The following is a 19,284-nucleotide window of genomic DNA, read 5'->3' on the forward strand; positions in this document are numbered from 1 at the left end:
GGTGATGCCGGGGGACAACGTGACGTTGGAGGCGGTGCTGATCACGCCGATCGCGTTGGAGGAAGGGCAGCGGTTTGCGGTGCGGGAAGGCGGGCGGACGGTGGGGGCCGGGGTGGTCGCCAAGATCATCGAGTAGACCCCTCGCGCAACACCCACATCTGGGCGGCGCGCGGGGGGATGGGAGGAGCGGGGGATGGCGCAAAAGATCCGGATCAAGCTCAAAGCCTACGACCATAAGGTCCTTGACCAATCCGCGGAGAAGATCGTGGACACGGTCAAGCGCACCGGCGCCCGGATCTCCGGACCGGTCCCCCTGCCGATCGATCGCAACGTCTACTGCGTCATCCGTTCGCCGCACATCGACAAGGAATCGATGGAGCATTTCGAACTCCGCACCCACAAGCGCCTGATCGATATCCTCGAGCCGACCTCCAAGACCGTGGACGCCCTGATGCACCTCGATCTGCCCGCCGGGGTGGACATCAAGATCAAAGTCCTGGCCGGAGCGGAGTGACCCCATGCCTGCATTGCTGGGCCGGAAACTCGGAATGACCCAGATCTTCGACGAGGCGGGCAACATGGTGCCCGTGACCGTGGTGGAGGCCGGGCCGTGCCTGGTCGTCGGCCTCCGCACACCCGCGCGCGAGGGCTACACCGCCGTGCAGTTGGGGTTCGGCGAGGTGGCGGAGGCGAAGATCAGCAAGCCCCGCCGGGGGGTCTTCGCGAAGCGGGGGCTTAAGCCTCAGCGGGTGATCCGCGAGATCCCGGTCGCCGAGGGTGAGCAGTTCGAGATCGGGCAGGCGATCAAGGCCGACGTGTTCGCCAAAGGCGATCGCGTGGACATCGTCGGCGTGAGCAAGGGCAAGGGGTATTCGGGGACGATGAAGCGGCACAACTTCGGCGGACAGCGGGACTCCCACGGGGTCAGCCTGATGCACCGCGCGGTCGGCAGCATCGGGTCGAGCAACATCGCCCGGGTGTTCAGGGGCAAGCGCATGCCGGGACGGTTGGGCGGAGCGCGCGCCACGGTCCGCGGCCTGCGCGTGATCTCGGTCGACCTCGACCGCAACGTGCTCCTGATCCGCGGCGCCCTGCCCGGCCCCCGCGGCAGCCTGCTGCTCGTCCGGAAGGCGGGAGTCGCGCGCGCATGAGCATGGTGGCGGTCTACGACATCCAGGGCAAGCAGGTCGGAGAGGTGGCCGTGCCCGAGGCGTTCACGGGCACCCCCCACACCGCGGTGCTCCACGAGGCCGTCGTCTGGCAGCTCGCCGGACGCCGCCGCGGGACGCACTCCACCCTCACCCGCGGGATGGTCTCCCGCTCCACCCGAAAGCTGTACCGGCAGAAAGGGACCGGCCGGGCCCGCCACGGTGGGCGGGGGGCGCCGATCTTCGTCGGCGGCGGGATCGCCTTCGGGCCGCACCCTCGGGACTACAGCTACCCGCTGCCGAAGCGGGTCCGACGGTTGGCGCTGCGGTCGGCGTTGTGCGCCAAAGTGGCCGCGGGGCACCTCGCCGTACTCGACCGGCTGGACCTGGAGGGGCCCAAGACCAAGGTCCTGGCCGGGTTGGTGCGGGGGCTGGGGTGGGAGGCACCCGCAGGCCGGCGGGGTGCCGTGCTGCTGATCATGGCCGGGCCCGACCAGGTGGTGCGTCGATCGGTCGCCAACCTGCCGGGGATGCGCGTGCTCCCCGCCACGGCGCTGAACGTCCACGACATCCTTGCCTGCGAGCATCTCTTGGTGACCCGAGAGGCCCTTGAGCGGATCACGGAGGCGTTTTCGCGATGATCGACCCCCGGACGGTCATCCGGCGTCCCATCGTGACGGAGAAGAGCATGCGCGGGACGACGATGAACAAATACACGTTCGAGGTCGATCGGGTATCGCCGAAGCCGGTGATCCGGGATGCGGTCCAGCGCCTCTTCCGGGTCAAGGTGACCAAGGTGAACGTGATCACCATCCCCGGGCGGGAGCGCCGGCGCGGGCAGCATTACTACCAGGAGCCGGCGCACCGCAAGGCGATCGTGACCCTGGCCGAAGGCGACAAGATCGACCTGGAGAAGCTCGGCTGATGGACGATCGGCGGAGCGTCACGGCGGCGGGGAGGCCTCGGTACCGGCGGGGACCCCTGGCCGACCTCGTGCCTCGGCGCGAGACCGATGCCGGACGGAGCGGAGGCCTGATCGTATGGGCGTGAAGAAGTTCAAGCCGATCACCCCGGGGCGGCGGTTCATGACCGTTTCGACCTTCGAGGACATCACGTCCACGGAGCCCGAACGGGGGCTGATGCGGCCGCTGACGTCTCACGGCGGCCGAAACGCGCAGGGCAAGTTGACGATGCGGCACCAGGGGGGCGGGCACAAGCGCCGCTACCGGCTGATCGACTTCAAGCGGGACAAGGACGGGGTCCCGGCCAAGGTCGCCACCATCGAATACGACCCGAACCGATCGGCCCGGATCGCGCTGCTCCACTATCGAGACGGGGAGAAGCGGTACATCCTCGCCCCGGTCGGGTTGGGGGTCGGAGACGTGGTGGTGTCCGGCCCGCAGGCGGAGATCAAGCCGGGGAACACCCTCCCGCTGCGCGCCATCCCGCTCGGGACGACGGTGCACAACCTGGAGTTGCAGATGGGACGGGGCGGGCAAATGGTGCGCAGCGCCGGCACGGCCGCCCAGGTGATGGCGAAAGAGGGAGACTACGCCCAGGTCCGGCTGCCCTCGGGTGAGGTGCGGATGATCCACCTCGACTGCCGGGCGACCGTGGGCCAGGTGGGCAACCTCGACCACGAGGCGGTGACGATCGGGAAGGCCGGGCGGTCGCGGTGGTTGGGCGTGCGCCCGTCGGTGCGCGGCGTGGTGATGGATCCGTCGAGCCATCCGCACGGGGGCGGTGAGGGCAAGTCTCCGATCGGGATGCCGGGGCCGGTGAGCCCGTGGGGGAAGCCGACGCTGGGCTACCGGACGCGGAAGAAGGCGAAGCCGAGCACGAAGTTTGTGGTCCGGCGCCGGAGTCAGGCATGAGCGCGGCGTGCCGGCGGTGGGGCTGCGCGGGGAGGCGCTCGTAGCATGGGGCGTTCGATCAAGAAGGGACCGTTTGTCGACGGGCATCTGCTGGAGAAGGTCCGGGGGCTCAATCGGTCGCGCGAGAAGCGCGTGATCCGGACGTGGTCCAGGCGCTCGACGATCATCCCGGAGATGGTGGGGCACACCATTGCCGTCTACGACGGGCGCAAGCACGTGCCGGTCTACCTGACCGAGAACATGGTCGGGCACAAGTTGGGGGAGTTCTCGCCGACCCGCACGTTCAAGAGCCACGGGGCGCGGGTGGAGAAGACCACCTCGGTGAAGCCGGCGGGCCCCGGTCCGTCCGCGACGGCGGCGACGCCCGCCCCGGCGTCGTGAGGGAGGGGAGCTCATGGAAGTGAAGGCCGTCGCTCGGTACGTGCGCATCTCCCCGCGCAAGGTTCGGCCGGTCATGGACCTGATCAAGGGGAAGGCGGTCGACGAGGCGCTGGCGGTCCTGCAGTTCTCGCCCAACCGGGCGTCGCGGGCGGTGGCGAAAGTGGTGAAGTCGGCGGCGGCCAATGCGGAAAACAACCTCGAGCTGGCCCGCGACACGCTGCATGTGTCGCGGGCGTACGTCGACAGCGGCCCGAGCACGCGTCGGATGCAGGCGCGGGCGCGCGGCCGGGCGGACGTGATCAAGAAGCGGAGCAGCCACATCACTGTCGTGGTGAGCGAGTAGGAGGCGGCCGGTGGGGCAGAAGATCCATCCGATCGGATTGCGGCTCGGGATCATCAAGGACTGGGAGTCCAAGTGGTACGCTGAGAAAAACTTTCCCGACCTCATTCAAGAGGATCAGTCCCTCCGCCGCCACATCAAGAGAAAGCTCGGACGTGCCGGCATTTCGCGGGTGGAGATCGAGCGGACCGACAACCGGGTTCGGATCACCATCCACTCCGCCCGGCCGGGGATCATCATCGGTCGGGGCGGGACGGGGATCGACGCGCTGAAAAAAGAGCTCGATGCGCTGACCGGCAAGCAGATCCAGCTCAACGTCCAGGAAATCCGGCGGGCCGAACTCGAGGCGGCGCTGGTCGCGCAGAACGTGGCCGGCCAGCTCGAGCGGCGGGTGGCCTACCGGCGGGCGATGAAGCAGGCGGTCGCCCGCAGCCTGCGCAGCGGGGCGAAGGGAATCCGAATCTCCTGTGCCGGACGCCTCGCCGGAGCCGAGATCGCCCGGTACGAGTGGTACCGGGACGGACGGGTGCCCCTTCAGACCCTCCGCGCCGATATCGACTTCGGGGTGGCGGAGGCGTTGACGACCTACGGCCGGATCGGGGTGAAGGTGTGGATCTACCGCGGCGATGTGCTCCCGGAGCGTCGCCGGCCTGGAGAACTGCGGGGCCGCGCGGGAGAGACCGTGGTGCTCCCGTCCCGGGCGCCGCGGGTGATGGTACAGAGGAGGCCAGACGCGCATGTTGATGCCCAAGAGGGTAAAGTTTCGTAAGACCCACCGCGGGCGGATGCGCGGCGAGGCGCACAGCGGCGCGTCCGTGGCCTTCGGCGAGTTTGGACTCCAGGCGTTGGACCGGGGGTGGATCACAGCGCAGCAGATCGAAGCGTCCCGCCGCGCGGTGACCCGGTTCATCAAGCGCGGCGGCAAGCTCTGGATCCGCGTGTTCCCGGATAAGCCGGTGACGAAGAAGCCGGCCGAAACCCGGATGGGCAGCGGCAAAGGCACCCCGGAGTTGTGGGTGGCGGTGGTGCGGCCCGGCCGGGTGATGTTCGAACTGGCGGGCGTGAGCGAAGAGATCGCCCGCGAGGCCATGACGCTGGCCGGCCACAAGCTCCCGATCAAGACGAAGTTCGTCCACCGCGCCGAGGGGCAGGTATGAGCGTGGGGGAGTTGCGGGAGCTGAGCGAGGCCGAGCTCAACAAGCGCCTCAACGAGGCCAGGCAGGAGCTGTGGACCCTGGGGCTGCAGCGGGCGTCCGGCAAGTTGCTGAACCCGGCGCGGGTGGTCCTGGTGCGTCGGACCGTGGCCCGGCTGCTGACCGTGATGGGCGAGCGGCCGGCGCCCGGCGGGAAGCGTCCGGCAGGAGGGAGATCGTGATGGCGGAGCCTGAGCGCCGGCGGGCCTCCCGGAAAACCCGGGTGGGCACCGTCGTGGCCGACAAGATGCAGAAGACGGTCGTGGTCGAGATCGAGCGGGCCGGCCGTCATCCGCTCTACAAGAAAATCGTCCGGCACAGCCGGCGGTTCAAAGCGCACGATGAAGCGGGGGAGGCCCATCTCGGCGACAAGGTGCTGATCGCCGAGACGCGGCCCTTGAGCAAGGACAAGCGGTGGCGGGTCGCGCAGGTGCTGGAGCGGGCACGCTAGTGGACCGGGGGCGCTCAGGCGACCACCGCGGAGGGCGCGCCCGTGCGCCCCGCCGGGCTCCCGCCCCGGCGGCGGGCGCCGTGACAGAGGAAGTGGAGATGGAGGGGCGGGGATGATTCAGAACTACACCCGGCTCCGGGTGGCGGACAACACGGGAGCCCGGGAGATCATGTGCATCCGCGTGTTCGGGGGGTCTCGACGACGGTACGCCGGGATCGGCGACGTCATCGTGGCGACGGTCAAGCAGGCGATCCCCAACAGCGCGGTCAAAAAGGGGGAGGTCGTGCGCGCCGTGGTGGTCCGCACCACCCAACCGACGCGCCGGCCGGATGGATCGTACATCCGGTTCGACGACAACGCCGCCGTGCTGATCACCGATCAGCAGAACCCCCGTGGCACCCGGATCTTCGGGCCGGTGGCGCGGGAGTTGCGGGACAAGGCATTCATGAAGATCATCTCCCTGGCGCCGGAGGTTCTGTAGATGCGGACGGGAGTGCACGTGCGACGCGGCGACACGGTCGAGGTCATCACCGGCAAATACCGGGGGAAGCGCGGGAAGGTCCTCCGCGTCATCCCCAAGGACGGCCGGATCATCGTCGAGGGGATCATGGTGGCGAAGCGCCACATGAAGCCCAACGACAAGATGCCCTCGGGCGGGATTGTGGAAAAGGAGATGCCGTTCGTCGCCGGCAAGGCGATGCTGGTGTGCACGCGGTGTGGACGCGCGGTTCGGTTTGGGCACCGCGTGATGGATGACGGGGCCAAGGTCCGCGTCTGCCGTCACTGCGGCGAGATCATCGACAAGGCCTAGGGAGCGGGAGATGGCACGGTTGCGTGAGCGGTACAAAACCGAGATGGTCGCCGATCTGCGGAAGCGGATGAACTACACCAACGTCATGCAGGTGCCGCGGGTGGAGAAGGTGGTCATCAACATGCGCGTCGCCGACGCGCTGCAGGATCAGCGCCACCTGGACAAGGCGGTGGAGGAGCTGACGCTGATCAGCGGCCAGCGGCCGGTGATCACCCGTGCCCGCCGGTCGATCGCCGCGTTCAAGCTGCGCGCCGGGAACCCCATCGGCTGCAAGGTCACCCTCCGCGGCGAGCGGATGTACGAGTTCCTCGACAAGCTGTTCAATATCAGCCTGCCCCGGATCAAGGACTTCAAGGGGCTCCCCACCCGGTCGTTCGACGGGCGGGGCGGGATGAACATCGGGATTCGCGAGCAGTTGATTTTTCCGGAGATCGAGTACGACAAGGTGGACAAGATACGCGGAATGGACATCTCAATCGTGACCACGGCGCGGACGGACGAGGAGGCCAGGACGCTGCTCCGGGCCCTCGGCCTGCCGGTCCGCGAGGGGGCGAGTTAGCATGCCGAAGAAGTCCCTGCTCCTCAAATGGCGGCGGCCGCCGAAGTTCAAGGTGCGCCAGTACAGCCGGTGCCGGTCCTGTGGCCGCCCCCGGGCGGTGTTCCGGAAGTTCGGGCTGTGCCGGATCTGCCTGCGCACCATGGCGCATCGCGGGGAGATCCCCGGTGTGGTGAAAGCGAGTTGGTGAGGTGACGCAGTGGGTGTGATCACAGATCCGATCGCGGACATGCTGACCCGGATTCGGAACGGGCTCGTGGCGCGGCATCCGCAGGTGATGGTCCCCACGTCGAGGATGAAGTTGGAGATCGCGAAGATCCTGAAGGCGGAGGGGTTCATCGCGGATTTCCAGCGGGACAAGGACCATCCCGAGATGCTCCGCATCCAGCTCCGGTACGGGGAGCGCAAAGAGGGCATCATCACCGGCCTGCGGCGGATCAGCCGGCCCGGCCTCCGCATCTACGCCCGGCGGGCGGAGCTGCCCCGGGTGCAGGGCGGGTTGGGGGTGGCCATCCTCTCCACCAGCCGCGGAGTGATGACCGACCGTGAGGCGCGCAAGGCCGGGGTGGGGGGAGAGATCCTATGCTTCATCTGGTGATCGGGCGGGTCGGAGACGGTCGGGGAGGGCGGGGCGATGTCGCGAGTCGGTAGGCTCCCCATCGGCATCCCCTCCGGCGTCGAGGTCAAGATCGCCGACGGCCGGGTGGGGGTGAAGGGCCCCAAGGGGAGCCTGGAACGGGTCGTGCACCCGGTGATCCAGGTCGCCCTCGAGGGGGGCCAGATCGTCGTGACACGGCGGAGCGACAACCGCTTCGACCGCGCGCTGCACGGGCTGACCCGGGCCCTGCTCGCCAACATGGTGACCGGCGTCACGAAGGGGTATCAGATCACGCTGGAGATCCAGGGCGTCGGCTATCGGGCCGTCAAGCAGGGGGCCAACCTGGCCCTGCAGGTGGGGTTCTCTCACCCGGTCGAGCTGAAGCCCCCGGCCGGGATCACCCTGGACGCTCCCGCGCCGAACCGGATCCTGGTCAGCGGGATCGACAAGGCGGCGGTCGGCCAGATGGCGGCGACGATCAGGGCGCTGCGGGAGCCGGACCCGTACAAGGGCAAAGGGATCCGATACGCCGGTGAGCGCGTGCGGCGCAAGCCCGGTAAGGCGGGCAAGGCGGCCGTCGGCGCCGCCAAGGCCTGAGAGGGTGGGGCATGATCAAGCACAAAGATCGTAACGCGTCCCGCCAGCGGCGGCACGTCCGGATTCGCCGCGGCGTCGCGGGCGGCCCGGACCGGCCGAGGCTCTCCGTCTTCCGGAGCTTGGCCCACATCTACGCGCAGGTGATCGACGACCGCAGCAAGAGCACCTTGGCGTCGGCGTCGTCGCTGGATCCCGAGATCCGCGCGGACGCGGCAAAGGTGAAGAAGGCGGAGGCGGGCAAGCTCGTCGGCCAGTTGATCGCGCGGCGGGCGAAGGCCAAGGGGATCCGGCAGGTCGTATTCGATCGCGGCGGCTACCAGTACCACGGCCGGGTCAAGGCGCTGGCCGATGGGGCTCGAGAAGGCGGGTTGGAGTTTTGAGCGCCCCGGGTCCCGCGCAGGTCGGCGGGCAGGGCGCAGATGGGATGACCGCGGTGAGCGTGGGGTAGGGGGAGCGGATGCCGAGAACCAAGGGGAAGCTCAAAGGCAAGGGTAAGGGGAAGGCCAAGGGGAAGCTGCGCAAGATCGAGGCGCCCCCGGCGCAGAAACCCGCCGGGCTGGAGTACCTGCACCGGCGCGTCAACGCGGACACCGTCAACCTCACCACGGAGCGCGCGATCTGGATCAACCGCGTCGCCAAGGTGACCAAGGGGGCGAAGCGGTTCAACTTCAGCGCCCTCGTCGTGGTCGGCGACGAGCACGGGCATGTGGGGATCGGCCTCGGCAAGGCGGGGGAAGTCCCCGACGCGATCCGTAAGGGGACGGAGGACGCCAAGAAGAATCTGATGGGGGTCTCGCTCAACGGCACCACGGTGCACCACCAGATCGTATCCGCGTTCGGCGCGGCCCGGGTGCTGCTGCGCCCCGCCGCGCGGGGAACCGGCGTCATCGCTGGGGGGCCGGTCCGGGCGGTGCTCGAGGCCGCCGGCGTCCGCGACATCCTCACCAAGTCGCTCGGCAGCAGCAATCCCATCAACCAGGCGCGCGCGACCCTGAAGGGGATGCTGGACATCCGGGATCCGCGCGACGTGGCGAAGCAGCGGCACAAGACCGTTGAGGAACTCATCGGCCGGAGGGCGGCCCAGTGGCAGAGCGCGTGAAGTCGGCCGCCCCAAAGCAGGTGAAGCTGACCCTCCGGCGGAGCCTCATCGGGCGCCCGCCGGGTCAGCGGCGGATCGCCGAGTCGCTGGGCCTCCGGCGGGTGGGGGCCACACGCGTGCATCCGCTCACCGCGTCGGTCGCCGGGGCGGTCAGGATGGTCGGGCACCTGGTCTCGATTGAAGAGGTGACGCATGGCAAAACTGGGTGACCTGCGGCCGGCCCGCGGCGCCCGCCGGTCCTCGCGTCGGCTGGGGCGGGGGGGATCGTCTGGGCGGGGCAACACCGCCGGTCGAGGCAGCAAAGGGCAGAAGGCACGGTCGGGCGGGCAGACCCGGCCCGGGTTCGAGGGCGGCCAGCTCCCGCTCGTGAAGCGGGTCCCCTACCGGCGGGGCGTTCGCGGGGCGGGGAGCGACATGGTGGGCGGCGGGCCGCGCCCCCGGATGGGGATCGTGAACGTCGGCCGGCTTGGGGTGTTCCCGGCCGGCAGCGAGGTCACCCCGGACCGGCTGCGGGAAGCGGAGCTGGTGCACGAGCGCCGGGTGAAGATCCTCGGGACGGGGGAACTTCCGCACGCCCTGGTCGTCAAGGCGCACGCGTTCAGCAAGGGCGCCCGGGCCCGGATCGAGGCCGCCGGCGGCACGGTGGAGGTGCTGGCATGATCCCCGGGTTGGCCAACATCCTCCGCATCCCGGACCTCCGCCGGAAGTTCTTGTTTACGATCGGTATGCTGGCGATTTTCCGCCTGGGCTCGCACATTCCGGTCCCCGGGGTCGACGTCGCACGGCTGCAGAGCCTCTTCAACCAACAGGGGAACGTCTTCGGGTTCATCGATCTGTTCGTCGGCGGCGCGCTGTCGCGGTTCGCCCTGTTCGCGCTGGGAGTGTTCCCGTACATCACGGCGTCGATCATCTTCAGCCTGCTCGAGGTCGTCTTTCCCCGCCTGAAGGAGATCCACCGCGAGGAGGGCGAGGCGGGCCGGCGCAGGATCGGCCAGTACACCCTCTACCTCTCGGTGGTCCTCGCCGTGATCCAGGGCGTCGGCCAGACGATCCTGATCCGGAACCTCGGCGCGCTGCCGGATTCCCGGCCGATCGTCTTCGGCGAGATCGTGGCCACCCTGGTGGCGGGGACGATGGTGCTGACGTGGATGGGCTCGATCATGACCGAGTACGGGATCGGCAACGGGGTGTCCCTGATCATCTTCGGCGGGATCGTTTCCCGGCTGCCCAATCAGCTCTCCCAGACGATCGGCCTGGTCAAGGTGGGCGAGGCGTCGATGTTCCGCGCGATCGCCGACGTGGCGGTGATCATCCTCAGCATCGTCCTGGTGATCATCGTCACCCAGGCCGTGCGCAAGGTGCCGATCCAGTACGCCAAGCGCATCGTGGGACGCCGGATGGTCGGCGGGCAGACCACCCACCTGCCGATCCGGATCGCCTCGGCGGGGGTGATTCCGATCATCTTCGCCATCTCCGTCCTGCAGTTCCCGCAGACGATCGCGCAGTTCTCGGCGATCCCGTGGCTGCAGCGGATCGGCACCGCGCTGAGCATCAACAACCCGCTGGGGGCGGGGGCCTACTTCGTCCTGATCATCGTCTTCACGTACTTCTACACCGCGGTGAGCTTCGACCCGGAGGACGTCTCCGATAACATCAAGAAATATGGCGGCTTCATCCCCGGGATTCGCCCCGGCCGGCCGACCACCGACTACCTGATGCGCATCCTGGAGCGGCTCACCCTCGTCGGCGCGCTGTTCTTGGCGGTGATCGCCGTCGGGCCGATTCTGCTGGGTCGGTTCACCGGCCAGCTGACGCTGTACCTCACCGGGACCTCGCTGCTGATCGTGGTGGGGGTGGCGCTGGAGACGATGAAGCAGATCGAGGCGTACGTCCTGATGCGCCACTACGAAGGCTTCATGAAGTGACGGGCGCCGCATGAACCTCGTGTTTATGGGACCGCCCGGTGCCGGGAAGGGAACCCAAGCCGCGCTGTTCCACGATCGCTACGGGCTGCCGCACGTGTCCACCGGGGACATGTTCCGAGCGGCGGTCCGCGACCAGACGGAGGTCGGCCAGCGGGCCCGGGAGTACATGCAGCGCGGGGACCTGGTCCCCGACGACACCGTCGATGAGATCGTCCGGATCCGCCTCAACGAGTCGGACTGCAGCGGTGGGTTCATCCTCGACGGCTACCCCCGCACGCTGCCCCAGGCCGAGTCCTTGGACGCGCTCCTCGCCGAGCGGCACGAGAGCCTCGACGCGGTGGTCTCGTTCGAGATCCGGGACGAGGTGCTGCTCCGGCGGCTGACCGGGCGGCGGGTGTGCCCGCGCTGCGGGTCGATCTACCACGTGGACCACAAGCCCCCCCGGGACCCCGGGCATTGCGATCTCGACGGCGCCGCGCTCGTCCAGCGCAAGGACGACGCCCCGGATACGGTGCTGCACCGCATCCAGGTCTTCCGCCAGTGGACGGCTCCGCTCGTCGACTACTACCGAAATCGCGGGTTGTTCCTTGCCGTGGACGCCGAGCGGCCGGTGGGGACCGTGCACGAGGAGATCCTCGAATTCGCCAAGACGCGGGCGGGGCGGGTATGATCGTGCTCAAGTCCAAGACCGATCTGGTCGCGATGCGCCGCGCCGGGGAAGCGGCGGCCCAGGCGCTGCAGGCCGTCATCGGCGCGGTGCGCCCGGGCGTCACCACCGCGGAGCTGGACCGGATCGCCGAGGCCCGGATCCGGCGGCTGGGCGGGGTGCCTTCGTTCCTCGGCTATCGCGGGTTCCCGGCGAGCATCTGCGCGTCGGTGAACGACGAGGTCGTCCACGGCATCCCCGGGCCGCGGACGCTCCACGACGGTGAGGTGGTCAGCCTGGACCTCGGGGTGGTGATGGACGGATTCCACGGGGACCTCGCCCTGACGGTGGCCGTGGGGGAAACGTCCGAGGCGGTGGCGCGCCTGCTCCGGGTCACGGCGGAGTCCCTGCGGGCGGGCATCCGCGCGATTCGGCCGGACGGCCACCTCGGCGACGTGAGCGCGGCGATCCAGGAGTACGTCGAGCGGCACGGCTACACGGTGGTGCGGGAGTTTGCCGGCCACGGGATCGGCCGCAAGCTGCACGAGGAGCCCCAGGTGCCCAACTACGGCCGCCCCGGGAGCGGCGTCGTCCTGCGCCCGGGGATGACGCTCGCCATCGAGCCGATGGTCAACATGGGCACCGCCGAGGTCGTCATGGACCCGGACGGCTGGACGGTCCGGACGCGGGACCACAAGCCGTCCGCGCACTTCGAGCACACGGTCGCGGTGGGGGAGGACGGCCCCAGCATCCTCACTGGACTTCCTGTCGGCGGACCGGTATAATGAATCTTTGCTTGGTTGAGAAGGATTCCTCCGCGGGTCTTCTGGGGCGCCTCGCCACGTCGCGCTCGGGTCGTGATGCGGGCGTCGTCTACCTGGTGGTCGGGGCCGCGGGCCCGGGCCTCGTCCTTGTTGCCGACGGCCGGACGCGGTCGGTGTCCCGCCCCAAGCGGAAGAACACGAAACACCTGGAGCTGGGGGGAACCGCCCCCGCCGCCTTGGCCTCGAAGCTCGCCGCCGGGGAGGCGGTGACGGACGAGGAGATCCGGGCGGCACTTCCCGAGCGGGCGGTCGCGGGGTAGCCGATGGCGAAGAAGGACGTGATCGAGGTCGAGGGGACCGTGGTCGAGGTCCTCCCCAACGCGATGTTTCGAGTAGAGCTGTCGTCGGGGCACAAGGTCCTGGCGCATATTTCCGGCAAGATGCGGATTCACTTCATCCGGATCCTGCCCGGCGATCGGGTGAAGGTGGAACTCTCGCCCTACGACCCGACCCGAGGCCGGATCACCTACCGGTTCCGGTAGGGGGCGGCGGCGACAGCGGAGAGGGTGGTGGCACGGTGAAGGTGCGGGCATCGGTCAAGCGGATGTGCGAGAAGTGCAAGATCGTCAAGCGGGGCAACCGCGTGCTGGTGATCTGCGACAACCCCAAGCACAAGCAGAAGCAGGGGTAGTCGGCGCGGAGGCATCGCGGCTGAGGAGGCACGCATGGCACGCATCGCTGGGGTAGATCTTCCGAGGGAGAAGCGGGTCCAGGTTGCCCTGAGCTACATCTACGGCATCGGGCGGAGCCGGGCGAACGAGATCCTCCAGATCACCGGCGTCAACCCCGACACCCGGGTGCGGAGCCTCACCGATGAGGAGGTCACCCGCCTGCGCGAGGTGATCGACCGGAACTACAAGGTGGAGGGCGACCTGCGCCGGGATGTGGCGATGGACATCCGGCGGCTCGTGGAGATCGGCTCGTACCGGGGCCAGCGGCACCGCAAGGGGCTCCCGGTGCGGGGGCAGCGCACCCGCACCAACGCTCGGACCCGCAAGGGGCCGCGCAAGACCGTCGGCCGGGCCAAGCCGAAGGCGGCGACCGCGGCTCCGGCGGCGGCATCGTAGCACGGCGCCAGACGGCTCGAAGGGACGCGAAGACGACGTAGGAGGCGATGATGGCAAAGGGGCCTCGCGGCAAGCGGCGGGAGAAGAAGAACGTTCCGGCGGGCATCGCGCACATCCAATCCACGTTCAATAATACGGTCGTGACGATCAGCGACCTCCAGGGCAACGTCCTGGCCTGGGCGAGCTCGGGGACCTCGGGGTTCAAGGGATCCCGCAAGGGCACCCCGTTCGCCGCGGGCCTCGCCGCGGAGAACGCGGCGCGCAAGGCGATGGAGCAGGGGGTCCGCCAGGTCGAGGTCTTCGTAAAAGGGCCGGGCGCGGGGCGAGAGGCGGCGATCCGTTCGCTCCAGGCGGCCGGGCTGGAAGTCAACTTGATCAAGGATGTCACGCCCATCCCGCACGATGGGTGCCGGCCGCCCAAGCGGCGCCGGGTGTAAAAGGAGGGCGTATGGGTCGGTATCACGGTCCCGTCTGTCGGCTGTGCCGCCGGGAGGGCATGAAGCTCTACCTGAAAGGCGAGAAGTGCTACACCGACAAGTGTCCGGTGGCGAAAGACACCACCCCCCCGGGGATGCACGGGCCGAGCCGGCGGAAGCCGTCGGACTTTGCGGTGCGCCTCAGGGAGAAACAGCGGCTGCGCCGGTTCTACGGGGTGTTTGAAGCCCGGTTCAAGCGGTACTTCGAGTCCGCCGCCAAGGCCAAGGGCGTCACAGGCACCCGGCTCCTGCAGCTGCTGGAGACCCGGCTCGACAATCTGGTCTACCGCCTGGGGCTGGGCGCCAGCCGCAAGGAGGCGCGCCAGCTGGTGGCCCACGGGCACATCGTGGTGAACGGCCGCCGGATGACCATCCCGGCCTACCAGGTGCGGCCGGGGGCGGTGATCGCGGTCGCGCCGGGAAGCCGGGAGATGCCTCGGTTCAAGGCTATCGTCGGCACGCCGCCCGTGCATGGGATGCCGGGATGGCTGGAGTGGAGTCCCGACCGGTTGGAAGGGCGGGTCCTGACGCTTCCGGCCCGGGAGGACATCGACGTCCCGGTTCAGGAGCAGTTGATCGTGGAGTACTACTCGAGATAAAGGTCGAGGGAGAGACGAATGATTGAGCGGGAGACGGTCGTGCCGGCACCGGTGGTGCGCGTTCCAAACAGGGGGTTGGCGGACGTGTGGGAGACCACAAAGCCCAAGATCGAGTACGCGGAGCTCTCCGATACCTACGGGAAGTTCGTCGTCGAACCCCTCGATCGAGGGTTTGGCGTCACGCTGGGGAACGCGCTCCGGCGCGTGCTCCTCTCCTCCATCGTGGGGGCGGCGGTCACCTCGGTGAAGATCGAGAACGTCCTGCACGAGTTCTCGACGATCCCGGGGGTGGTGGAGGACGTGACGCAGGTGATCCTGAACCTCAAGGAGCTCTCGCTGAAGCTCCACAGCGACAAGCCTAAGCTGCTGCGGCTCGACGTCCGCGGGAAAAAGGACGTCCTGGCGGGCGATCTCCAGCCCGACGCCGAGGTGGAGATCCTGAACCCCGACCTGCACATCGCGACGCTGGACGGGAAGACCGCCCACCTGGCGATGGAGCTCGTCGTGGAGCGCGGGAAGGGCTACGTCCCGGCGGAGCGCCATCGCAAGAGCGAGCACGTCATCGGCGTGATCCCCGTGGACTCGATCTTCTCGCCGATCCAGAGAGTCAACTACGTGATCGAGGACACCCGGGTCGGACACGCCACCGATTACGACCGGCTGGTGCTCGAGGTGTGGACCGACGGTAGCATCCGCCCGGAGGAATCGCTGCAGGAGTCCGCTCGCCTGCTGATCGAGGACTTCCGGCTGTTCGTGGGCACCGCGGTCGGCCCCGATGTGGTGGTGGGCCCGGCGGCCGATGAGTCGAGCAAGATCGCCGGCATGCCGATCGAAGAACTCGACCTCTCCGTCCGGCCGTACAACTGCCTGAAGCGCGCGGGGATCAACACCCTCGGCGATCTGCTGCAGAAGACCGAAGAGGAAGTGGTCAACGTCAAGAACTTCGGGCGCAAGTCGCTCGACGAGGTCAAAGAGAAGCTCGCCGCGCTCGGCCTCGAGCTGCGCCGGAGGGGGGCCTGATGGCGCTGGGGCAGAAGGGGCGGCGGCTGGGCCGCGACACCGGCGCGCGGCTGGCCCTGTTTCGGGGCCTGGTTTCGGCGCTGATCGTCGAGGAGCGGATCGCGACGACGGCCTCGAAGGCCAAAGAGGCCAAGAAGGTCGCGGACCGGCTGATCGATCTCGCGCTGCGCAACGACCTCCACGCCCGCCGGCAGGTCGCCAAGCTCGTGCCCGACCGCGCCGTCGCCAAGCGGCTCTTCGCCACGATCGTCCCCCGGTATCAGAAGGGACGCGGAGGATACACCCGGATCATCCGAACGGGGCTGCGGCGCGGCGATGCGGCGCCAATGGCCCTGCTCGAGCTCGTGAAGTAACCGCGGCCGCCGGGGCCTCGCTCCCGGCGTCCTGAGGCTGTTCATGGTCCCCCCTCTGATCACGGTTCGGGACCTCCACCACACCTACCGCGCCGGCACGGACGCGGCCACCCCCGCGCTCGCGGGGATCGACCTCGACCTCCGGCCGGGAGAATGCCTCGCCGTCATCGGCGGCAACGGCTCCGGCAAAAGCACCCTGGCCAAGCATCTGAACGCCCTGCTGCTCCCGACCGCGGGGGAGGTGCGCGTCGATGGCATCGACACGCGCGCCCCCGACGCCGTGTGGGAGGTCCGCCGGCGGGTGGGGATGGTGTTCGAACACCCGGACAACCAGATCGTCGCCGCCGTGGTCGAAGAGGACGTCGCGTTCGGGTGTGAAAACCTCGGCCTTCCCCCCGCCGACATCCGCGCCCGGGTCGATCAGGCCCTCCGGACCGTCGGGCTCGAGGCCCTGCGCCGCCATCCGCCCCACCTGCTCTCCGGAGGTCAGAAACAGCGGGTGGCGATCGCGGGGATCCTGGCGATGCACCCCCGCTGCCTCGTGCTGGACGAGGCCACCTCGATGCTGGACCCTCAGGGGCAGCGGGAGGTGATGGGGACCGCTCTCCGGTTGTGCCGGGAGGACGGGCTGGCGCTCGTCCTCATCACTCATGCCATGGAAGAGGCCGTCTGCGCGGACCGGGTCCTGGTGCTGGCGGAGGGGCGGTGCGCGCTCCAGGGCACCCCGGCGGAGGTCTTCGCCAGGACGGCCGAGCTCGCCCGTCTGCGGATCGAGCCGCCCGAGATGGCCTCGCTCGGCCGGGCGCTGGCCGCGGAGGGGGTCGCGGTGCCCGCTAGCGTCCTGACGATCGACCAGCTCGTCGAGGCCCTCGCGCCCCGTCCGTGATCCGCTGCGAGCGTCTCACCCACGTGTACGGCCGAGGGACCCCGCTCGAGGCCCGGGCCATCACCGATGTGTCGCTGAGCATTGAGGCCGGCGAGTTCGTCGGGGTGATCGGGGCCACCGGATCGGGGAAGTCCACGCTCGTCCAGCATATGAACGGGCTGCTCCGACCGACCAGCGGGTGCGTGTACCTGGACGGCGTCGACATCCACGCCCGCGGCGTCGACCGGCGGCGGGTCCGCCAGCAGATCGGCCTGCTGTTCCAGTATCCCGAACAACAGCTGTTCGACGAGACGGTGGCCGCGGATGTGGCGTTCGGCCCCAGAAACCTGGGGCTCGGCGAGGAGGAGGTGGGGATCAGAGTTCGGCGGGCGCTTGAGCTGGTGGGGTTGCCCCCCGAGCGGTTCGGCGCTCGATCCCCGTTCGAGCTCAGCGGGGGCGAGATGCGGCGGGCGGCTCTGGCCGGGGTCCTGGCGATGGATCCGCGGATGCTGATTCTCGACGAGCCCACGGCGGGGCTGGATCCGCTGGGCCGGCGCGAGATCCTTGGGCACATCACCCGACTGCACCGCGAGCGCGGGCTGGCGATCGTGCTCATCACCCACAGCATGGACGCGGTGGCGCGGCTCTGCGGCCGGGCGTTCGTCCTCGACCGGGGGGCCCTCGTCGCCTCGGGGACTCCCCGCGAGCTCTTTGCCGACCCGGCCAAGCTGGAGGCGCTCGGGCTGGGCGTGCCGCAGGTCACGCAGCTGGCGCGCCGGCTTCGCGAGCGCGGGCTGCCGATCCCAGGTGACGTGCTCACCACCAACGAAGCGCAGCGCGCCATCCTCAACGCGCTGTCGGTGCGGGGCCGTGGAGCTCTTTAGGGGGCTCGTCTTGGGTCAATACGTCCCGGTGGACTCCATCGTCCACCGGCTCGACCCTCGGACCAAGATCCTCGCGACGCTCGGGCTGCTCGGTGTGATCTTCGCCATCCGCGGGTTCGGCAGCCTGGCCGTGTTGACCGCGGCGCTGGCCGTGGTCACCCTCCTGGGGCGGGTCCCGCCGGGCTACGTCCTCCGAGGCGTCCGCCCGCTGTTCTGGCTCCTGGCCTTCGCGTTCGTCCTGCAGGTGTTCTTCGGGGAGCCGGGGGGCCACCCCGTCGTTCACTGGGGCCCGGTTGTCGTGACCCGTGAAAACCTGGTCCAGGCGGCGTTCTACGGATGGCGGCTGCTGCTCTTGGTCTTTTCGACAACCCTGATGACGCTGACGACCTCACCGGTCGAGTTCACCGACGGCCTGGAGCGGCTCCTGCGGCCCTTCCAGCGCATCGGGGTGCCCGCCCACGATCTGGCGATGATGATGACCATCGCCCTGCGGTTCATCCCGACACTGCTCGAGGAGGCGGAGAAGATCATGAAGGCGCAGATGGCGCGCGGGGCAGAGTTCACCCGGGGCAGCCTCGCGCACCGCATTCGGGCGCTGATCCCCCTCCTGGTGCCTCTGTTCGTCAGTGCCTTCCGCCGGGCGGACGCGCTGGCCCTGGCGATGGAGGCCAGGTGCTATCGGGGGGGTGAGCACCGGACGAGGATGCGGGAACTGCGTCTCGGGGCGCGGGACTACCTGGCGTTCGCGCTGGTCGCCGCGGCAGGCATCCTCATCCTCCTGCCCTCATCGGTCTGGCGGAGGCTCCCGTGATGGATCGCACCGGTCCGCAGGGGGCCGCCCCGGTCCGTTAGCGATGCGCACCCTCCGCTTGGTACTGGAGTACGACGGAACGGGATACTGCGGCTGGCAGCGGCAGCGGGGGACCGCCGCGGCGGGAGCGCCTTCCGTGCAGGCCACGGTGGAGGCCGCGGTTCTGGCCCTCACCGGCGAGGCCGCCCCCGTCGTCGCCGCCGGGCGGACCGACGCCGGCGTCCACGCCCTCGGGCAGGTTGCGCATTGGACGACGACCACCCGGATCGAGGCCGGCCGGCTTCCGGCCGCCCTCAACGCGTACCTGCCCCCCGACATCCGGGTCCTCTCGGCCGCGGAAGCGCCCCAGGGATTCCACGCCAGGCACGATGCCGTCGCCCGTACCTACCGTTACGAGATCTTGAACCGGCCGTCGCCGTCCGCGCTCCTCCGCCACCGCGCCTACCACGTTCCGGCACCGCTCGACGTGGAGGCCTTACGGCGGGCGGTTGTCCCGCTGTTGGGCCGCCACGACTTCGCCGCCTACCGGGGTGCCGGCAGCCCCACCCGAACGACGGTGTGCACCGTGACGGTCGCGGATTGGCGCCGGCTGGGATCCCGGGTGCGCCTCACGATGACGGCCGACCGGTTCCTCCGACACATGGTGCGGATGATCGTCGGGACGCTGCTTCGGGTGGGGATCGGCCGCTTGCCCGAGGGTGCTCCAAGGGACTACCTGAGCGACCGAGACAATCGGCGGACGGGGCCCACCGCGCCGCCGCAGGGG

The 19,284-nt window shown here is 69.3% G+C and carries 37 protein-coding genes; all 37 read left to right on the forward strand.

Annotated features, from left to right (window positions below):
- Positions 1 to 136: elongation factor Tu (gene tuf, locus VKV57_16395; GenBank protein HLW61482.1), on the forward strand; the 136-nt coding region annotated here is incomplete at its 5' end.
- A 57-nt stretch (positions 137 to 193) separates the two neighbouring features.
- The gene (gene rpsJ / locus VKV57_16400) at positions 194 to 514 is read left to right on the forward strand and encodes a 30S ribosomal protein S10 (GenBank protein ID HLW61483.1); all 321 of its coding nucleotides are present in this window, start codon (positions 194 to 196) and stop codon (positions 512 to 514) included.
- A gap of 4 nt (positions 515 to 518) precedes the next feature.
- Entirely contained in the window at positions 519 to 1,151 is a 633-nt protein-coding gene (gene rplC, locus VKV57_16405) for a 50S ribosomal protein L3 (protein ID HLW61484.1), read from the forward strand.
- Positions 1,148 to 1,789 carry a 50S ribosomal protein L4 gene (rplD, locus tag VKV57_16410; GenBank protein ID HLW61485.1) on the forward strand — a complete coding sequence of 214 codons (642 nt, stop codon included), beginning with the start codon at positions 1,148 to 1,150 and terminating at the stop codon, positions 1,787 to 1,789. Before rplC ends, rplD begins: the two co-directional genes overlap by 4 nt.
- On the forward strand, positions 1,786 to 2,073 hold the full coding sequence (gene rplW, locus VKV57_16415) for a 50S ribosomal protein L23 (GenBank protein HLW61486.1): 288 nt from the start codon (positions 1,786 to 1,788) through the stop codon (positions 2,071 to 2,073). The genes rplD and rplW overlap by 4 nt, the downstream gene beginning before the upstream one ends.
- A 115-nt stretch (positions 2,074 to 2,188) precedes the next feature.
- Entirely contained in the window at positions 2,189 to 3,022 is an 834-nt protein-coding gene (gene rplB / locus VKV57_16420; GenBank protein HLW61487.1) for a 50S ribosomal protein L2, read from the forward strand.
- Between the two features lie 45 nt (positions 3,023 to 3,067).
- Positions 3,068 to 3,403, forward strand: a complete 336-nt coding sequence (gene rpsS, locus VKV57_16425) for a 30S ribosomal protein S19 (protein ID HLW61488.1) — start codon at positions 3,068 to 3,070, stop codon at positions 3,401 to 3,403.
- 13 nt (positions 3,404 to 3,416) lie between these two features.
- Complete coding sequence (rplV, locus tag VKV57_16430; protein ID HLW61489.1) at positions 3,417 to 3,746, forward strand: 50S ribosomal protein L22; 330 nt, start codon at positions 3,417 to 3,419, stop codon at positions 3,744 to 3,746.
- A gap of 10 nt (positions 3,747 to 3,756) precedes the next feature.
- Positions 3,757 to 4,512, forward strand: coding sequence for a 30S ribosomal protein S3 (rpsC, locus tag VKV57_16435; protein ID HLW61490.1), 756 nt, complete (start codon positions 3,757 to 3,759; stop codon positions 4,510 to 4,512).
- Entirely contained in the window at positions 4,481 to 4,900 is a 420-nt protein-coding gene (rplP, locus tag VKV57_16440; protein ID HLW61491.1) for a 50S ribosomal protein L16, read from the forward strand. Before rpsC ends, rplP begins: the two co-directional genes overlap by 32 nt.
- Positions 4,897 to 5,118 carry a 50S ribosomal protein L29 gene (rpmC, locus tag VKV57_16445; GenBank protein ID HLW61492.1) on the forward strand — a complete coding sequence of 74 codons (222 nt, stop codon included), beginning with the start codon at positions 4,897 to 4,899 and terminating at the stop codon, positions 5,116 to 5,118. Before rplP ends, rpmC begins: the two co-directional genes overlap by 4 nt.
- On the forward strand, positions 5,118 to 5,387 hold the full coding sequence (gene rpsQ / locus VKV57_16450) for a 30S ribosomal protein S17 (protein ID HLW61493.1): 270 nt from the start codon (positions 5,118 to 5,120) through the stop codon (positions 5,385 to 5,387). Before rpmC ends, rpsQ begins: the two co-directional genes overlap by 1 nt.
- 112 nt (positions 5,388 to 5,499) lie before the next feature.
- Positions 5,500 to 5,868, forward strand: coding sequence for a 50S ribosomal protein L14 (gene rplN, locus VKV57_16455; GenBank protein HLW61494.1), 369 nt, complete (start codon positions 5,500 to 5,502; stop codon positions 5,866 to 5,868).
- Positions 5,869 to 6,198: a 50S ribosomal protein L24 gene (gene rplX / locus VKV57_16460; protein ID HLW61495.1), complete on the forward strand. Its 330-nt coding sequence runs from the start codon at positions 5,869 to 5,871 to the stop codon at positions 6,196 to 6,198. It begins immediately after the preceding gene.
- A 10-nt stretch (positions 6,199 to 6,208) separates the two neighbouring features.
- Complete coding sequence (rplE, locus tag VKV57_16465) at positions 6,209 to 6,757, forward strand: 50S ribosomal protein L5 (GenBank protein ID HLW61496.1); 549 nt, start codon at positions 6,209 to 6,211, stop codon at positions 6,755 to 6,757.
- 1 nt (position 6,758) lies between these two features.
- Positions 6,759 to 6,944, forward strand: a complete 186-nt coding sequence (locus VKV57_16470; protein ID HLW61497.1) for a type Z 30S ribosomal protein S14 — start codon at positions 6,759 to 6,761, stop codon at positions 6,942 to 6,944.
- A 15-nt stretch (positions 6,945 to 6,959) separates the two neighbouring features.
- Positions 6,960 to 7,352: a 30S ribosomal protein S8 gene (gene rpsH, locus VKV57_16475; protein HLW61498.1), complete on the forward strand. Its 393-nt coding sequence runs from the start codon at positions 6,960 to 6,962 to the stop codon at positions 7,350 to 7,352.
- 36 nt (positions 7,353 to 7,388) lie between these two features.
- Complete coding sequence (gene rplF / locus VKV57_16480; GenBank protein HLW61499.1) at positions 7,389 to 7,949, forward strand: 50S ribosomal protein L6; 561 nt, start codon at positions 7,389 to 7,391, stop codon at positions 7,947 to 7,949.
- 11 nt (positions 7,950 to 7,960) lie between these two features.
- Positions 7,961 to 8,329 (forward strand): 50S ribosomal protein L18, encoded by a 369-nt coding sequence (rplR, locus tag VKV57_16485; protein HLW61500.1) that lies wholly within the window; start codon positions 7,961 to 7,963, stop codon positions 8,327 to 8,329.
- A gap of 77 nt (positions 8,330 to 8,406) precedes the next feature.
- A complete protein-coding gene (gene rpsE, locus VKV57_16490) occupies positions 8,407 to 9,048 on the forward strand; it encodes a 30S ribosomal protein S5 (GenBank protein HLW61501.1) in 642 nt (213 codons plus the stop codon).
- Positions 9,033 to 9,257, forward strand: coding sequence for a 50S ribosomal protein L30 (rpmD, locus tag VKV57_16495; protein ID HLW61502.1), 225 nt, complete (start codon positions 9,033 to 9,035; stop codon positions 9,255 to 9,257). Before rpsE ends, rpmD begins: the two co-directional genes overlap by 16 nt.
- Positions 9,241 to 9,708, forward strand: a complete 468-nt coding sequence (gene rplO / locus VKV57_16500; GenBank protein ID HLW61503.1) for a 50S ribosomal protein L15 — start codon at positions 9,241 to 9,243, stop codon at positions 9,706 to 9,708. The genes rpmD and rplO overlap by 17 nt, the downstream gene beginning before the upstream one ends.
- Positions 9,705 to 10,973 carry a preprotein translocase subunit SecY gene (gene secY / locus VKV57_16505; GenBank protein ID HLW61504.1) on the forward strand — a complete coding sequence of 423 codons (1,269 nt, stop codon included), beginning with the start codon at positions 9,705 to 9,707 and terminating at the stop codon, positions 10,971 to 10,973. The genes rplO and secY overlap by 4 nt, the downstream gene beginning before the upstream one ends.
- 10 nt (positions 10,974 to 10,983) lie before the next feature.
- A complete protein-coding gene (locus VKV57_16510) occupies positions 10,984 to 11,643 on the forward strand; it encodes an adenylate kinase (GenBank protein ID HLW61505.1) in 660 nt (219 codons plus the stop codon).
- On the forward strand, positions 11,640 to 12,404 hold the full coding sequence (gene map / locus VKV57_16515; protein HLW61506.1) for a type I methionyl aminopeptidase: 765 nt from the start codon (positions 11,640 to 11,642) through the stop codon (positions 12,402 to 12,404). Before VKV57_16510 ends, map begins: the two co-directional genes overlap by 4 nt.
- A gap of 11 nt (positions 12,405 to 12,415) precedes the next feature.
- The gene (locus VKV57_16520; GenBank protein ID HLW61507.1) at positions 12,416 to 12,703 is read left to right on the forward strand and encodes a KOW domain-containing RNA-binding protein; all 288 of its coding nucleotides are present in this window, start codon (positions 12,416 to 12,418) and stop codon (positions 12,701 to 12,703) included.
- Positions 12,704 to 12,706: 3 nt separating this feature from the next.
- Positions 12,707 to 12,925, forward strand: coding sequence for a translation initiation factor IF-1 (infA, locus tag VKV57_16525; protein HLW61508.1), 219 nt, complete (start codon positions 12,707 to 12,709; stop codon positions 12,923 to 12,925).
- 35 nt (positions 12,926 to 12,960) lie between these two features.
- Entirely contained in the window at positions 12,961 to 13,074 is a 114-nt protein-coding gene (rpmJ, locus tag VKV57_16530; GenBank protein HLW61509.1) for a 50S ribosomal protein L36, read from the forward strand.
- 34 nt (positions 13,075 to 13,108) lie between these two features.
- The gene (rpsM, locus tag VKV57_16535) at positions 13,109 to 13,510 is read left to right on the forward strand and encodes a 30S ribosomal protein S13 (protein ID HLW61510.1); all 402 of its coding nucleotides are present in this window, start codon (positions 13,109 to 13,111) and stop codon (positions 13,508 to 13,510) included.
- A gap of 50 nt (positions 13,511 to 13,560) precedes the next feature.
- Complete coding sequence (rpsK, locus tag VKV57_16540) at positions 13,561 to 13,947, forward strand: 30S ribosomal protein S11 (GenBank protein ID HLW61511.1); 387 nt, start codon at positions 13,561 to 13,563, stop codon at positions 13,945 to 13,947.
- Between the two features lie 11 nt (positions 13,948 to 13,958).
- A complete protein-coding gene (rpsD, locus tag VKV57_16545) occupies positions 13,959 to 14,585 on the forward strand; it encodes a 30S ribosomal protein S4 (GenBank protein HLW61512.1) in 627 nt (208 codons plus the stop codon).
- Between the two features lie 84 nt (positions 14,586 to 14,669).
- Positions 14,670 to 15,605, forward strand: a complete 936-nt coding sequence (locus tag VKV57_16550; GenBank protein ID HLW61513.1) for a DNA-directed RNA polymerase subunit alpha — start codon at positions 14,670 to 14,672, stop codon at positions 15,603 to 15,605.
- A complete protein-coding gene (rplQ, locus tag VKV57_16555; GenBank protein HLW61514.1) occupies positions 15,605 to 15,958 on the forward strand; it encodes a 50S ribosomal protein L17 in 354 nt (117 codons plus the stop codon). Before VKV57_16550 ends, rplQ begins: the two co-directional genes overlap by 1 nt.
- Before the next feature lie 43 nt (positions 15,959 to 16,001).
- Positions 16,002 to 16,844: an energy-coupling factor transporter ATPase gene (locus tag VKV57_16560; GenBank protein HLW61515.1), complete on the forward strand. Its 843-nt coding sequence runs from the start codon at positions 16,002 to 16,004 to the stop codon at positions 16,842 to 16,844.
- Positions 16,841 to 17,707, forward strand: a complete 867-nt coding sequence (locus tag VKV57_16565; GenBank protein HLW61516.1) for an energy-coupling factor transporter ATPase — start codon at positions 16,841 to 16,843, stop codon at positions 17,705 to 17,707. Before VKV57_16560 ends, VKV57_16565 begins: the two co-directional genes overlap by 4 nt.
- Positions 17,694 to 18,518 (forward strand): energy-coupling factor transporter transmembrane component T, encoded by an 825-nt coding sequence (locus VKV57_16570; protein HLW61517.1) that lies wholly within the window; start codon positions 17,694 to 17,696, stop codon positions 18,516 to 18,518. Before VKV57_16565 ends, VKV57_16570 begins: the two co-directional genes overlap by 14 nt.
- Positions 18,519 to 18,561: 43 nt before the next feature.
- Positions 18,562 to 19,284: tRNA pseudouridine(38-40) synthase TruA (gene truA, locus VKV57_16575; protein ID HLW61518.1), on the forward strand; the 723-nt coding region annotated here is incomplete at its 3' end.

It is taken from the genome of bacterium (genome assembly GCA_035307765.1).
Lineage (GTDB): Bacteria > Sysuimicrobiota > Sysuimicrobiia > Sysuimicrobiales > Segetimicrobiaceae > Segetimicrobium.